The sequence below is a fragment of the Pseudomonas sp. NPDC088368 genome (assembly GCF_044753445.1).
Taxonomy (GTDB): Bacteria; Pseudomonadota; Gammaproteobacteria; order Pseudomonadales; family Pseudomonadaceae; genus Aquipseudomonas; species Aquipseudomonas bambusae.
Window position 1 is genome coordinate 323,992 of sequence record NZ_JBIVNG010000009.1, and the last position, 13,698, is coordinate 337,689.

The 13,698-nt window shown below is 58.6% G+C and carries 15 protein-coding genes and 1 pseudogene; 5 read left to right on the forward strand and 11 right to left on the reverse strand.

Going from position 1 to position 13,698, the window contains the following annotated elements; genetic code table 11:
• The first annotated feature begins 4 nt into the window (after positions 1-4).
• The gene (locus ACIQAL_RS21330; RefSeq protein WP_401149130.1) at positions 5-625 is read left to right on the forward strand and encodes an NADPH-dependent F420 reductase; all 621 of its coding nucleotides are present in this window, start codon (positions 5-7) and stop codon (positions 623-625) included.
• Between the two features lie 93 nt (positions 626-718).
• Here ACIQAL_RS21330 and ACIQAL_RS21335 read toward each other — a convergent pair whose 3' ends face one another.
• A complete protein-coding gene (locus ACIQAL_RS21335; RefSeq protein WP_401149132.1) occupies positions 719-1,117 on the reverse strand; it encodes a 4-oxalocrotonate tautomerase family protein in 399 nt (132 codons plus the stop codon).
• A 106-nt stretch (positions 1,118-1,223) separates the two neighbouring features.
• On the opposite strand from ACIQAL_RS21335, the gene ACIQAL_RS21340 reads away from it, so the two are divergent.
• Positions 1,224-2,102, forward strand: a complete 879-nt coding sequence (locus ACIQAL_RS21340; protein ID WP_401149135.1) for a LysR family transcriptional regulator — start codon at positions 1,224-1,226, stop codon at positions 2,100-2,102.
• Positions 2,103-2,187: 85 nt separating this feature from the next.
• On the opposite strand, the gene ACIQAL_RS21345 is transcribed toward ACIQAL_RS21340, so the two are convergent.
• On the reverse strand, positions 2,188-2,994 hold the full coding sequence (locus ACIQAL_RS21345; RefSeq protein WP_401149137.1) for an SDR family NAD(P)-dependent oxidoreductase: 807 nt from the start codon (positions 2,992-2,994) through the stop codon (positions 2,188-2,190).
• Positions 2,995-3,097: 103 nt separating this feature from the next.
• Here ACIQAL_RS21345 and ACIQAL_RS21350 point away from each other — a divergent pair, with 103 nt between their 5' ends.
• On the forward strand, positions 3,098-3,637 hold the full coding sequence (locus ACIQAL_RS21350; RefSeq protein WP_401149139.1) for a MarR family winged helix-turn-helix transcriptional regulator: 540 nt from the start codon (positions 3,098-3,100) through the stop codon (positions 3,635-3,637).
• A 178-nt stretch (positions 3,638-3,815) separates the two neighbouring features.
• Here the strand turns inward: ACIQAL_RS21350 and ACIQAL_RS21355 are convergent, their stop codons facing one another.
• The 9 genes and pseudogenes from ACIQAL_RS21355 to ACIQAL_RS21395 form a co-directional block, all read right to left on the reverse strand.
• On the reverse strand, positions 3,816-4,853 hold the full coding sequence (locus ACIQAL_RS21355) for an SLAC1 anion channel family protein (RefSeq protein ID WP_401149141.1): 1,038 nt from the start codon (positions 4,851-4,853) through the stop codon (positions 3,816-3,818).
• Entirely contained in the window at positions 4,843-5,163 is a 321-nt protein-coding gene (locus ACIQAL_RS21360) for a putative quinol monooxygenase (RefSeq protein ID WP_401149144.1), read from the reverse strand. Before ACIQAL_RS21360 ends, ACIQAL_RS21355 begins: the two co-directional genes overlap by 11 nt.
• Before the next feature lie 83 nt (positions 5,164-5,246).
• The gene (locus ACIQAL_RS21365; RefSeq protein WP_401149147.1) at positions 5,247-6,896 is read right to left on the reverse strand and encodes a GMC family oxidoreductase; all 1,650 of its coding nucleotides are present in this window, start codon (positions 6,894-6,896) and stop codon (positions 5,247-5,249) included.
• On the reverse strand, positions 6,814-7,761 hold the full coding sequence (locus ACIQAL_RS21370) for an alpha/beta hydrolase (RefSeq protein WP_401149150.1): 948 nt from the start codon (positions 7,759-7,761) through the stop codon (positions 6,814-6,816). The genes ACIQAL_RS21365 and ACIQAL_RS21370 overlap by 83 nt, the downstream gene beginning before the upstream one ends.
• A gap of 92 nt (positions 7,762-7,853) precedes the next feature.
• Positions 7,854-8,732 (reverse strand): pirin family protein, encoded by an 879-nt coding sequence (locus ACIQAL_RS21375; RefSeq protein ID WP_401149151.1) that lies wholly within the window; start codon positions 8,730-8,732, stop codon positions 7,854-7,856.
• 105 nt (positions 8,733-8,837) lie between these two features.
• Entirely contained in the window at positions 8,838-9,749 is a 912-nt protein-coding gene (locus ACIQAL_RS21380) for a LysR substrate-binding domain-containing protein (RefSeq protein WP_401149154.1), read from the reverse strand.
• A gap of 88 nt (positions 9,750-9,837) precedes the next feature.
• Complete coding sequence (locus ACIQAL_RS21385) at positions 9,838-10,455, reverse strand: isochorismatase family protein (protein WP_341962772.1); 618 nt, start codon at positions 10,453-10,455, stop codon at positions 9,838-9,840.
• 117 nt (positions 10,456-10,572) lie between these two features.
• Positions 10,573-11,097: a YkgB family protein gene (locus tag ACIQAL_RS21390; protein WP_401149157.1), complete on the reverse strand. Its 525-nt coding sequence runs from the start codon at positions 11,095-11,097 to the stop codon at positions 10,573-10,575.
• 372 nt (positions 11,098-11,469) lie between these two features.
• Positions 11,470-11,556 (reverse strand): annotated as a pseudogene (locus ACIQAL_RS21395) (CGNR zinc finger domain-containing protein); the annotation flags it as partial.
• A 338-nt stretch (positions 11,557-11,894) separates the two neighbouring features.
• On the opposite strand from ACIQAL_RS21395, the gene ACIQAL_RS21400 reads away from it, so the two are divergent.
• The gene (locus tag ACIQAL_RS21400) at positions 11,895-12,869 is read left to right on the forward strand and encodes a zinc-binding alcohol dehydrogenase family protein (protein WP_401149160.1); all 975 of its coding nucleotides are present in this window, start codon (positions 11,895-11,897) and stop codon (positions 12,867-12,869) included.
• Positions 12,870-12,902: 33 nt separating this feature from the next.
• Positions 12,903-13,673 (forward strand): SDR family oxidoreductase, encoded by a 771-nt coding sequence (locus tag ACIQAL_RS21405; protein ID WP_401149162.1) that lies wholly within the window; start codon positions 12,903-12,905, stop codon positions 13,671-13,673.
• The last annotated feature ends 25 nt before the right edge of the window (positions 13,674-13,698 follow it).

The window sequence follows — 13,698 nt, forward strand, 5'->3', positions numbered from 1 at the left end:
GCACATGAGCACCATCAGCATCATCGGTTCGGGAGGCATGGCCACGGCGATTGCCGGTCGTGTCGCCAAGGCTGGCTACACCCTGGAGATCGTCAGCCGTGATCCCACCAAGGCGCAGGCGCTAGTCGACACGCTCGCAGCCGGGGCAATCGCAGGCACCTACGGCGCCGCGCCGACGGGCGACATCGTCATTCTCGCCGTGCCCTATGCCCATGCGGTGGCGGTGTTGGCCGACTTCGGGAAAGCCCTCGATGGCAAGGTGATCATCGATATCACCAACCCGGTCGCTCCCGATCTCTCAGGTCTTGTGACGCCTCACGGCAGTTCCGGCGCGCAGGAGATTGCCAAGCGCGCCCCCGCTGGCGCGTACGTCGTCAAAGCCTTCAATACCCTCTTTGGCCACGTGCTCGCCAAAGAGGCAGGCCTTGACGCGTTCATCGCGGCGGACGATGCGGATGCCAAGGCGCGTGTCTCGACCTTCCTCGAACATCTCGGCCTGCGTCCGTTGGACGTCGGCGGCTTGCACATGGCCCAGTCCCTTGAGTGGCTCGGTCTGATGATGATCGGCCTGGCAAAAAACGGCGCCGGAACATGGGACATCGCTATGAAGGCCGACATCGGCTGAATCATCGGTGCTATGTCCTCACTGGCAGGCTCGAAACGTGCGTCTGATCTCGCTCATGGCGCAGGTGTCGATCTGCGCCATGAACGAACTCAATCAAACGCCGGCTTGCTGATGGCGCCATTCCTGGGTGCGCCCGCCATAGCCGTACGCCGCCGCGCGTGCATCGACGAGATGCACATAGGAGACGTCGTGCAGGTCGGGCATCAAGCGCTTCAACCCGGCATGAACCTCCGCGAGAAACAGTGCTTTCTCCTGTTTGGTATTGGTCTCGTCGGTGATGCTGATGACGAGGTGAAACGCACTTCCCCGCGTCACTGACAAGGGTTGTCCGGCGATGAACCAGTCTTCATCGGCCACGTATTGGACGGTCGTTGCCATGAGTTGGGGTTGTTTGCCCAATACGTCGGCAGTGAGCTGATTAATCAGCGCCATCGCTTTTTGACCGAGATCGGGATTGCGTGGGCCGGACAGCTGGAGCGTGATCGAAGGCATGACGGTGTCCTTTCGGTGGGTGGATGCCGATCATTCTGTGTGCACCCGTTCCATTGGAAAAGCCGTATGATGCGATGGTTGTCATCGGTTTATCGGGTGGATGAATATGCGCGGTTTTGATTTCGAGCAGTTAAGAACGCTGGTGGCGGTCGTTGATGCGGGCAGTATTTCAGCGGCTGTCTCCACCCGGTTTCTCTCGCAGTCGTCGTTGAGCGAGCAAATAAGAAAGCTTGAAGAGGCCGCCGGTGGGCAACTCCTCGTTCGCAGCAAAATGGGCGTGCAGACGACCGCTGTGGGCGAGCGCATGGTGGATCACGCGCGCAACATCCTCGCGTTGGCCGATGCGGCATGGCGCGACATGCACGGCATTCCGCTGGAAGGCGAACTTAACCTCGGCATTTCGGATTATTTCAGACCGAGTCATCTCATGGGATTGCTGAACCGGATCGCGCAGCAGCATCCGGGCTTACGGATTCGCACGCAGGTGGGCAAAAGCGATGAAGTCATGGCCGCCCACCGCAACGGTGCGCTTGACCTGGCGATCGTGATGCGGATTGTCGGGTCTGCGTCCGGAACACCCAGCGACGTAAGGGTGCTTCGCACAGAGCGTTTGATTTGGGTCATGGCCAACGGACAAAAGATGGCCTGCGAGCAAAAGCCTGTCGAACTCGCCTTGCTGCCCGAGACCTGTTCGCTGCATCGGCTGGTACGTCAGCAACTCGACACGCACCGTCGGCCTCATGTCATCGCCCATATCGCCTCAGGCGTCGCGGGCCTACAGGCTGCTGTGGGAGCAGGACTGGGCATTGGCTGCCTCAATGCCTCGGCGATGATCGCACCGGGCATGGTGGAAGCGCCCAAAGGCTTTTTGCCTGCGCTGCCTGATGCTGAATTCGTGCTGCTGGAAGCGAAGCAAAGCGACTCGAAGGCCGGCCTGCGACAGCAATCCATTGCCGAGGTCATTGCGGCGACGTTGGCGGTGTAACCCGGATGACGTCGCGCGAGTGCGCAAGCGCGCATTCCGCGCATGGATCTGATGGCGACGTCCATCAGATCCGTTGCTCTGGCTATCAAGAAAGGCGGTAGCGGGACGCGGGCTTGCCAGTTTGTGTCGCGGCGAAGAGTGCACCGCGAGCGCTGTCGTATTCACGCCATAAGTTCTCGTCGTCGACAGAGGGAAAGGTAATGTTTTCGCCGTGGTCCAGACCGGCGAGCGCGGCGTCCACGCAGTTTTCGGTACTCATGATGGTGTCTTGACTCAGTGCTGACAGCGGAATACCCGACACGCTTTCAGACCAGATCTCGGTTGCGGTTGAGGCGGGCAGCACGACTTGCAGTTTCACGTTTGATTGGGCTTTTGCCAACTCGTCCTGTATCCCTCGGCTGAACGCCAGCACGTAGGATTTTGTCCCGCTATAAACCGAACTGATCTCCCACGAATGCACCGCCAGCACCGAAGCGATATTGATGATGGTGCCTTGGTTGCGTGCAACGAAGGCGGGCAAAACCGCGTGGGTCAAACGCGTCAACGAGACGATATTCAACGCGATCTGCGACAGAGACACATCGACGGATGTGTCCGCCAACGCACTTAGCCGGGCGACGCCCGCGTTGTTCACGAGCATCTGCACGCTGTCGTCACGGGTGAGCACCTCTTCTACTCTGGCGACATCTGCTTCTTTCTCCAGATCGGCAACCAAAGTGCGCACGTTGATACCGTGCTTCTCGGCCAAGTCATTGGCGAGTGCATTCAGGCGGTCTTCCCGACGAGCCACGAGAACCAGATCGAATCCGCGCGCTGCGAGGCGGTCAGCATAGACGGCTCCGATACCCGATGAGGCGCCAGTGACGACGGCGGTCTTTTTTGACGAATTCATAGTGATCTCCAAGGTTGAGTACTCAAGCAACAAGTTGAGGGCTCAAGCATCTGCTTGAAAGGCAGGGCTTGTCAATGGTGTTGTGCTCAACCATTATTCAGACATGACGAAAATTTCTAGCAAGCTACCGGCGATTTCCCGGTCCTCCAGAATCGCGACGGGCGAAGAAAATCTATATCAATCGCTTGTCTGTACGAACACAGCGCTGCGGCTTGCTGCTCGGCGTCTGGGAAATTTGTATGACGAGGCTTTAGCGCCTTTAGGCCTGAAATCCACCCAAGTCTCTCTGTTGACCGAGATCGTGAGGATGGAGGCAGATAACGATGGGCAGGCTCCGACATTGCAGGATCTGGCAGTCAAACTCGCCATTCAGATCTCTGCACTCACGCACGCTCTGAAGCCCCTGATCAGGGACGGTTGGGTGGTGCTAAAGGTTGACGAACATGACAAGCGAACCAAGCGTGCGCTTCTGACCCAGGACGGCATTGAACTGTGGCAGCGCGCATTGGTTTATTGGGCCACTGCCAACGAACGCGTCGAAGCGGTCATGGGCAGCGATTCGGCTGCCGCTTTACGAGCGGCGGCAGACTTCGTTGCATCCGACGAATTTCTTGTTGCCTACCGTGAAGATGATCAATCGTAGCTATTCCGGCAGGCATTCATGAGGAGTGAATTTCACACGATGGCTGCTGACTACTTCCGGCCATTGGCTGACGTTCAGGCTGCGAATCATTTTTTTGACAAAAGCGGGCAATTAAATGACCGCTTCTGGCCGGAAGCTGCCTCTCGCGACCGATATCCTGGAAACCCGCCTCACGGTCTTATCCCGCCAACGCTTTCAGGTTTCCTTGCAGAGTCGCTACCGCCGTTCTGAGAGCCATCCACAACAAAATCAACGTGACGCTTGCCAGCAGGGTGAGTGCCACGGAGTGTGTGAACAAGTTGGGCTTGTAGGCTGCGTATCGCAGCGCGGTAACGGTGGCAGCCGCTAACGGGAAGCTCACAGCCCACCAGGACAAGCGGAACGGACAGCTGATGGCCAGATAGCGTAACCGCCCGGCAAGAACGGTCAGCATGAACAGCGTGAGCATATAGAGGGCGCTCGCAAATCGATCAACGCCACCTACGACGGTGACGTAAGCGGAGAATCCAACCGCGAACGGTGCGAGCAGGATCATGAGCGAGGGTTGCAGCGCGGCACTGACAGGCTCTTCGAACATCAGGCGCGACATGATCAACGTGAACAATGGGATGGCGAAGAACAGGCCCAGCGCCAAGGAGAACATGAGTAGATCATCCAAACCCTGCATGTGGAGCGCTGGCACCGCGAGCGGGATATCGATCAGACCGACCACAGGAACAATCCAGGCAGGCGTTGCATGGGCTGTTTGCTGGCGTTGGCTTAACCATCGGGAAATGATCAACCAAGCAAAGAAGATCATGCCAAGCGTGCCAGCGCTCCAGATTCCCCGTGCCAAGGGCAAGTTGTAATCGGATAACGGTATTGGTATCAGCAGCAGACTGATGAAAAGGGTTCCGAACAGGTTTCCGGCGATGGGGTGCTGGAACTCAGCTCTAACTGTCTTGAGTCCGGTCGCCGCCTTGATCGCGTAGCCTGTGCCCATTAGCAGAAATGCGACGATGGCCAAGGCGCCGATCACTTGCGACCCCCACAAAGGCAGACCATAGAGTTCATACGCAAGCTTCCACGCCGACGATAACCCCGTCAGACCCATGACCGAGCCAAACAACGCGACGGGCAGGTAACTGAGGTTTCCTTTGTGAGTTTCTGGAGAGGGCGTGCCAAACGCCTGGGCTGCATCGGGCAACGTCGTCGGGAGGGAGGATTTAATGCTCATATGATGACCCCAAGTCGTTTGAAGTATTGTCAAAACTTGCAAACCGAACAGCGCAGGCTTTGCTGGCGATTGCCCATATCAATATTTTGGTTGAGGGGGCTTCGAAGTGCTGGTGCATGGCCTGTTGATTTGCCCAGCACCCGGTAATGATCCATTCATGCGGATGACAGGGGTTTCGGAAGAATTCGTAACCCAGACAACCTGGTAATTGTTTGAGTGTGGGAACGACCGCCGAAAGCAGCCTTTCCATTTGCGCATTCATTCCGGGTAACCCTTCGATCTGCAAGGTACTCACGGCGTTAATCAGCATGATAGGTCTCCTGTCATTGCGCGTGACTCTTGCCACCGCGAGACTTGGTGCCATCGCGATGGCGAGCTCTCACTGAGTGGGTGTCAAAGCTTTTTGCTGATGGCCTCGGCAATCATGATGGTGGTCACGTTGGTCGCGACCGATGGGATCTCTGGCATGATCGAGGCGTCGATCACATGCAGTCCCTTTACTCCCCGCACTGCGCCGTTTTCGTCCACCACGGCGGCGGGATCATCGGCGGGCCCCATGGGTACTGTTGACGTCGGGTGGGCGTAGCCGTCCACCGAGGCAATGATTGCCTGCTTCAACGCCTCGTCATCCTGAACGTCTGGGCCCGGCGTCATTTCAAATTCGACCGTGTTGCTGAACGGAGCGGTTCTGCCAATTTGTCGGGACAGCTTGACGGCTTCCATCATGCGACGCAGGTCGCTCGGGTCCTGAAAGAAGTTATAGCGAATCACCGGGGCAACATTCGGATCGCGACTGGCCAGGCGCACTGAGCCGACTGACTTGGGCAAAGTGACGGCGCACGCTAGAACGATTGCACCGCCGGTGGGGCTCTGTGCGGGATCGAAAATATGCGTTCCTGAAATATGAAGATCGAGCGCGTCGCCTTCCGCTTCACTGGAACGCGTCCAGATGATTGCTCCCGCAGCGGGGATCATCGAGTTAGTGGCCGGCTTCAGCGCGTAGACGTTGTAATAGAACGGATGCTCCTTGAGTGTTTCGCCCACTGGCGCATCGACGATGAGGGGAATGCCCAGCTCGCCAAGGTGGGCTGATGGACCGATGCCCGAGCGCAGAAGAATGGCCGGGCTACCGAATGCACCGGCCGACAGGATGATTTGCCGGGCGGTTAATGTCTGGCCGTCGTTGAGACGAACACCGGTGGCCTGCAGCCCCTCGAAGGTGACCAGGTCCACTTCCGCATTGCCCATAATCGCCAGGTTCGGGCGACGGCGAATGTCATCAGTAAGATAGGCCATGCCGGTATTGATGCGTTGGCCATCCACCACGTTCAGCGGGTAGGGCGAAACACCGTTTTGCTCCGCGCCGTTAAAGTCGCTGATCCGCTTCAAACCCACCGCTTGCGAAGCGAGCGTGAAGGCCTGCATCGAAGGGGTGTTTTCTTCCATCGTGCGTTGACGAATCGGGAACGGGCCTGAGCGACCGTGCCAGGCGTCATCGCCGGAGGGGGTGTTTTCCAGCGACTTGTATACCGGCAGAACGTCATCGAACGTCCAGCCTTTGATGCCTTTACGCGTCCAGTTCTCGAAATCCGCAGCACGGGCACGCATGGCCACTGCGGCGTTTACCGCTGAACTTCCCCCCAGGACCTTGCCTCGCAGTGCGTTGACGTCGTGACCCAGGCCCAGGTGATCGGAGGTGTGATACCCCCAGTCGTGTGCCGGATCACCGCCGACCCGGTTGGCGTTGGCGAGCACGTCTGGATACTCGGATGAGGCATAGGCGTGTCCGGCCTCCAGCAGCAGGACCCTGCGTGACGGATCTTCGCTCAAACGGTTGGCAAGCACCGCCCCGGCAGAACCGCCGCCCACGATGATGACGTCGAATGTTTGATCCAGAGTCTGTTCGGTTGTCATGGTCTTTCTCCTTGTTTGAGAGCGTATTTCTGATGGATGAATGAGGTCACGCCGCGTCGAAGGCGCGACATAGAAAGCTTCCGGCCCGATCAAGCGCTGTTGCGCTGCTGTGCAGGTGAGCGAGGTCAAGCTGAAACACGTGATGCAAGCCTTCCCAGATTTCCAGCTCGACCTGCGTCCCTGCCTGGCTTGCACGTGCGGCGAACTGGCGTGAGTCGTCCAGAAGGCGCTCGTCGGATCCGGCCTGGATCAACAGCGGCGGCAAGCTGTCGAGGGCAGCGAGCAATGGCGAAGCTCGCGGATCCGCTGGATCGGCTCCGGCGAGGTATTGGCGGGCGCATTGCTGGAGATACGCATAGCCGATGAGTGGGTCGTTCACATTCGGGTCGGTCATTGAGGCACCGCTGAATGTCAGGTCGACCCAAGGTGAAAAGACCACGCCTGCCAGGGGAGCAATGGCTCCGGCAGATTTGGATAGGGTGGCCAGTGTCGCCAGTGCGAGACCACCTCCGGCGGAATCCCCCACCATTGCGATCCGTGTGTAACCTTGATCAATCAACCAGTACCATGCTGCCAGCGCGGCGTCGGTGGCTTGAATGAAGGTGCTTTCCGGGGCGAGCGGGTAGTCGATTACCAGCGCCGCCGTTCGTGTCCGCTGAGCGATCTGACTGACAAAGCCGCGATAGGCACGAGCGCTGCCTTGAACGTATCCGCCGCCATGCAGGTAAAGCATGATCTGGCCGGGGAGGGCGTCGGTGGGTATTACCCACCACCCGTTCACGGTCGCGGTGTTTACGGCGCGCAGGGATGTATCCGCCGCGAGTGGCGTGGCGCCGATAAAGGCGTCGTACACCGCTCTGGGTTCGCCCGGAATCGTGGCCCAAAACCGAGCAAAATGTTCACGCAAAGCGCTTTCACGTAAATGTTCATCAGGCGAAATACGCAGCGTAGTAACGCGAGCGGGCTCAAGGTGGAGGCTGTTGGTAGGCGTCATGTTTGGTCACCTTCTTCAAATTGAGGGCAAAGGTTTCCCATGCACGCGGTGAGAAGATCGCGCGACGGGTCAGCGTTTTGGTCAGGTGCGCGTCAGGTCGGAATCTGTCCGAAGCCACCTTTGGCGTATTTGGCGAGGGTTCGGCGAATGTCTTCCTCGGTTGTCATCACCAGCGGGCCACGTTTGATGAACGGTTCCCCGATTGGCTTGCCGGCGATCAGGACGAAGTGGCAGGGTTCGCTCGCGCTCATCGCGAGTTCGCTCTGCGCACCCGCATTTACCGTGGTGGCGTGACCGGCAGGAATACTGCGCTCTTCGGTCTGGCAGCGAAGGGACAAAGTGCCGTCGACCGCGTAGATCCAGGCCTGGAAGCCTTGCGGTAGCACATGAGTGAACGCACCGTTCGCTTGCAGAAATCCATCGAGCAATGTCAGGGGCTCAGGTGTTCCCTCTGCCCCTTTAACATCGCCACTGTGCCCCAGCACCACTCGCACGCGATGCCCCTGCTCGTGAATGACAGGAACTTGCTCGGCTGTGACGTGAAGCGTGCGGGCCGGTGCTTGCTTGAGATGAGCTGGGAGATTGACGAACAGTTGCAAGGCATGGACGCGGGCATTTGCTGCCGGCGTTTCCTCATGAGCCGCGCCGCTCGCGGCTGCCAGCCAGTAGAGATCGCCAGCTTTAAGGGCGAGGTTATGTCCCAGGGTGTCACGGTTTAGAAAATCACCTTGTGAATCTTCGAACAGCGCCGTGACGGCAGAAATGCCGGCGTGGAGATGCGGGGCAAAGGTGGGTGCCGTCATGACGAAATGATCCACCATCAGCAGGGGATCCATGCGGGAGGCAAACATTTCTTCTGAAAAGTGCAGTGCTGTAAAGCCTTCGCCGATGGTGTGAGTGACGCCCGAAACGACCTGTCCCAGTCGCTGGGTGAGCAGCACGTCGGTTTCAAGCGTGGCGATATGATTCATGATCCGGCCCTCTGATTGGCGTCTTGTTGATAGCCAATCTAGAGGTGAACCCGAGTCCCGAGAAGCCGTCGGTTTCAGGACTCAACGTCCATGACCTTGGACGATCTACATCAGTACTTTTTTCGGAAACTCTTTAGCCAGATGGTCGAGGAAAGCTCGCACCGATGGGAGAAGCCCCTGTCGGCAAGGAATGAGCGCAGTGATCGTGGAGTCTCCAGCAAGCCATTCCGGCAGCACACGCCTCAACGCCCCGGAGCGCACCGCTGCCCGACAGACATAACCTGGCAGCGCCACGATGCCCAAGCCACTGATAGCGGCGTGCTGCAAGCCGGTCATGTCGTCGCTTTGGAGTCTCGGCTCCAGGGGAATGACCACCTCCTCATTCGCCTGGTGTGCATGGCGCAGGCGCCACACCGGCGCTACGCCGGATCGGGCCATGAACAGTGCGGGGTGTTTGTGTAAATCCTGGGGAGTCTGAGGTTCACCCTTGGCGTCCAGGTAGCTGGCACCTCCAAACAGAAACCACGGAGCAGGCGCGAGCGTACGCTGCACCAGGTCGGAGTCGGGCAGGGGGCCGGAATGGGCACGCACGGCGACATCGTAGTTTTCGCCAACGATGTCGACGGTCCGGTCTGCCGCGTGGGAAACGATGTTGACTTTGGGGTATTGAGCCAGGAAATCGGCGATGATCTCCGACATCGCAAACTGCATCGTCGCATTGCCCGCCGTGCAACGAATCGTGCCGGTCGGTTCGGTCAGACGATGCCTGATCGTGCTCTCCGCCAGATCGGCCTCACGCAGCATGGCCACGGCATGATGATAAAAATCCGCACCGGCGTCGGTCATCCCGAACTTGCGAGAGGTACGGTTGAGCAGGCGTACCCCCAGGTTGGTCTCCAGTTGCTGGATGCGGTGGCTGAGCGTGGATTTGGGGATTTGCAGGGTTCGACCGGCGGCGGTGAATCCGCCCCGGTCGACCACATGAACAAAGAAAAAGAAGTCGTTGAGATCCAGCACTCGTCACCTCATCGTTCGTATGGTTGGACGCTGAGGTGCGATTGTGCCGGGATATTGCGGGTGTTTCCAGTAATGGGGCCAGGACGTTTCAGCCGCGGTACGCCGAGGCAATTTGCCCGACCAGAGTTGCCCACGGCATGTCGAGTGCGCCATAGACGGGACCTGCTTCAGGCCTGCCGTTGTCCTTGAGAATCTCGACCATCAGGGTCGCATAGTCAGAAAGAATCACACCGGCCTGCATCATGCGCAACAGACCGACTTGATGCTTGGTGTCGCTGAACGTCCCCGATGCGTCGACTGCCACATAGGCGTCGTAGCCCCGCGCTACAGCTGTCATCGCCGGAAACGCCGCGCAGACCTCCAGTGAGATGCCAGCGAAGATCAGCTTCTTGCGCCCGGTGGCTTCAATGGCATTGGCCACGCGTTCGTCGTCATAAGCGTTGACCGTGGAGCGGTCAATGATTTCGATACCGGGCAATGCGTCTACCAATTCGGGAAAGGTCGGACCCCACATGCTGTCCCGTGCAGTGGTGGTCACCACGATTGGCAAATTGAGCGCCTGGGCGGCTTTAGCGAGCGCCACTACGTTGTGCTTCAGTTCGCCGGTCGAGTAGTCGCGCACGCCGGTCATCAGGCCAACCTGATGGTCGACCAGAATGAGGGCAGCGTTATCGGCAGTGAGAGGTTCATAGGTACGTAGGCTCATTTCATCATCCTCTTGAGTAGATATGTTTTATCCGGCGACCGCGTTTGGGGTCGTGGTGGAACAAAAGCTACGGGTTAAACCGCTCTCTCAGAAGCCCATGAAACTCGAACCCAGCGTCTAATGTGTTGAACGATCTGATGCAGCGGAGGCGGCCTGCTCAGCCACCTTCAACTGCCGGGCAACGTCCTGCCTAAGCAGGTAGACCGAGACTGTGAGCAATACCAGATCCTTCAGAAGAAACGCGGCCACGATCGTCATCGCTGGGAAACCGCCGGCGCCTTCATGCCAGGCTCCGGGTGCGAACGGTATGATAGTAACGGTTCCGATGAAGGTGGCGCAGGAGCCGAGGGCGCCCAGTATTCCAAGCTTCTTGTTCCAGAAACCCAGGAAGATCAGCAGTCCAAATGTCCATTCTGTTGTGCCCAGGAAGACACTGGTGCCTTTGACGCCCAGTACCGGAATGGTCCATGAAATCAGCGGGCCGTTGGTGATCAGCGGCAGCAAGTCGGTGATCTCGGCAACGAACCATTTGTCATAGCCAAACCAGACGAAGATGACCACCATCGCGGCGCGGAGCAAGTGGTAGTCGAGATCGCGCTTCATGAGGCCCGAGCGCCCGAGAACGTTGATTAGATAATTCATGCTTGAGTCCTCCCTGGCGCTGCGAGGTGGGCAGCCTGAGTGGCAGGCGCCAGGAACGGGATGTGGGTACGTGACATTGGAAACTCCATCGAGTGTTAGGTAGTGGTCAATGACGCCATGGTAGGGCGTATCGTTAATACCCCTAAGCCTGATAGATATCTAAAAGATGCTCAAAAGTCTCAAATCCTCAGAAAAGATCAATCCGGGCGGTAGCTGACGGAATGGGCTTTTGATCCAGGAAGGGCGAATGCGCCGCCCATGGCAGCGACTCGAGAAGAGCGGCTTTACGGCTGTCAGCGAATCAAACGCTTAGTAACCTGTTATAAGCATTTATAAAGGTTATTTATTTTTCCCCTGTTTCAGGATTTCCCATCACACCGCGTCCGACTTCTTGCGCCCGCGGTGCGCCGCCGCCTTGGCGCGATTGCGGCACACCGCCATGCTGCACCACCGACGTTTCTTGCCGCGGGTGCTTTAGTTGAAAGAGTCTGACTGGCGAAGCCAGTGAAGCACGGAATCCAAGAAAACCAGCGCCGGGGCGTCCGCGGTGAACATCGCCAGACCGTCCAAATGGGTGCTCAGCGAATGCTCGCTTTCTCTCTAGGTGTTGAAATTAGTAACCATTCAAAATAAGTTTGACAAGTTACTAGGCTGTTACTAACCTCCAAGCCAGCAGTAGAGAGGTTGCTCGGCCGGTGCTCCATGGCGACCGCCGTTGGGCTCCCTCTCACGCGACCACGCGACGTTCACCCAGCCAATCGGATCAGGTGCCTAAACGGCCTCTACAGGAGAATTTTATGAAAGCGATCGTTCTAGAGAAATTCGGCGGTCTGGACAGCCTGGTTTATCAAGACATCCCGGAGCCCACCGCCAATGAAGGGCACGTCGTCATCCAGATCAAGGCGTTCGGCATCAATCACGCCGAGATGCACATGCGTCGGGGTGAATGGGCGGAAGCGGCACCGGTCAGCGGCATTGAGTGCGTGGGGATCGTGAAGTCATGTCCCGGTGGCGAATTCCCGGTCGGGGCGAAGGTGGCTGCCTTGATGGGAGGGCTGGGCCGAACCATTAACGGCAGTTACGCGCAATACACTCGCGCACCGGTTTCAAACGTGGCCTTGATCGACGCCGATCTGCCGTGGGCCGAGCTGGCAGCGATCCCGGAAACCTACGCCACGGCGTGGACCTGTCTTTTCCGCAATTTGGAGATCGAGAAAGGCCAGACCGTTCTCATTCGAGGTGCGACCTCATCGTTCGGCCAGGCAGCGGTGAAACTGGCGGTGAACGCAGGGGCGCGCGTGGTCGCCACGACCCGCAGCGAGCACCGTGCGCAGATGCTCAAGGACCTCGGCGCGGTGGCTGTGGAACTGGAAGGTCCGCAGCTGTCCGCTCGTATCAAGGGCGCTAAAACCTTCGATGCAGTACTCGATCTGGTGGGCAACAGCACGGTGATCGATTCGCTGGCGATCGTTCGCCGGGGTGGGCGCGTGTGCCTGGCAGGCTGGTTGGGCGGGCTTGAGCCCATCGCCGATTTCAATCCGCTGTTGCAGATGTCCAGTGGCGTCTATCTGACCTTCTTTGGCAGCTTCGTCTTCGGCACCGAGGGCTTCCCGTTGGCCGATGTGCCGCTGCAGGCCATCGCCCAGGAGGCAGCCGCCGGCAGGCTCGACGTCAAACCGACGCGAGTCTTCAAATTCGAGGAAATCCATGAGGCTCACCGTGTCATGGAGGCCAATGAAGCGGCCGGGAAAATGGTCGTGGTTGTCGATTGATCCCTACCCAATGCATTGAATGAGGAAGTTGCGATGGTGAAGTCTGTAGCGATTGTCACGGGTGCAAGTCAGGGGATCGGTCGCGCCACGGCCCTTCGCCTGGCCAAGGATTTTGAGGCACTGGTTCTGGTGGCGAGAAACCGCGAAAACCTGCAAGACACGGCCCGGCAGGTTGAGGCGATCGGTGTGCAAACGCTGGTGCTGGACGCTGATATCTCCGCGCCGGGTGTGCCGTCAGAAGTGGTTGAACAAACCCTGGCCCGGTTTGGCAGGATTGACGCCCTGTTGAACATCGCCGGGGCTGTGCCTCAGATCGATCTGTTCGAAATGACCGATGAGCAGTGGCACAACGGTGCCGAGCTCAAGTTGCACGGCGCACGGCGGATGACGCTGGCGGCGTGGCCTGCGCTCAAGGCATCGCGAGGTTCGGTGGTATTGATGTCCGGCAACTCGGCGGATACGCCGAAAGCCGGCTATGCAGCGGTCGCGACCATCAACGCTGCCATTGTGGCGTTGGCCAAGGCGTTCGCTGATCGCGGTATCCAGGACGGCGTCCAGGTCAACAGTGTCTTGCCGGGGCCGGTGATGACGGGGCGCCGCCGTTCCTTTCTGGAAAAATGGGCACCTGCCAATGGCATGAGCGTTGAAGAAGCGACGATCAGGTTTCCGCAGAACGCCGGGATTTCGAGATTTGGTGAGCCCGAAGAGATTGCCGACCTGCTGGCGTTCCTGGTGTCGCCGCCTGCGAAGTGGATGACCGGATCGGCGTTGCGAATCGACGGGGGTGAGGTGAAATCCGTCTGAGGTTGACTGCACATCCTGCCTGACA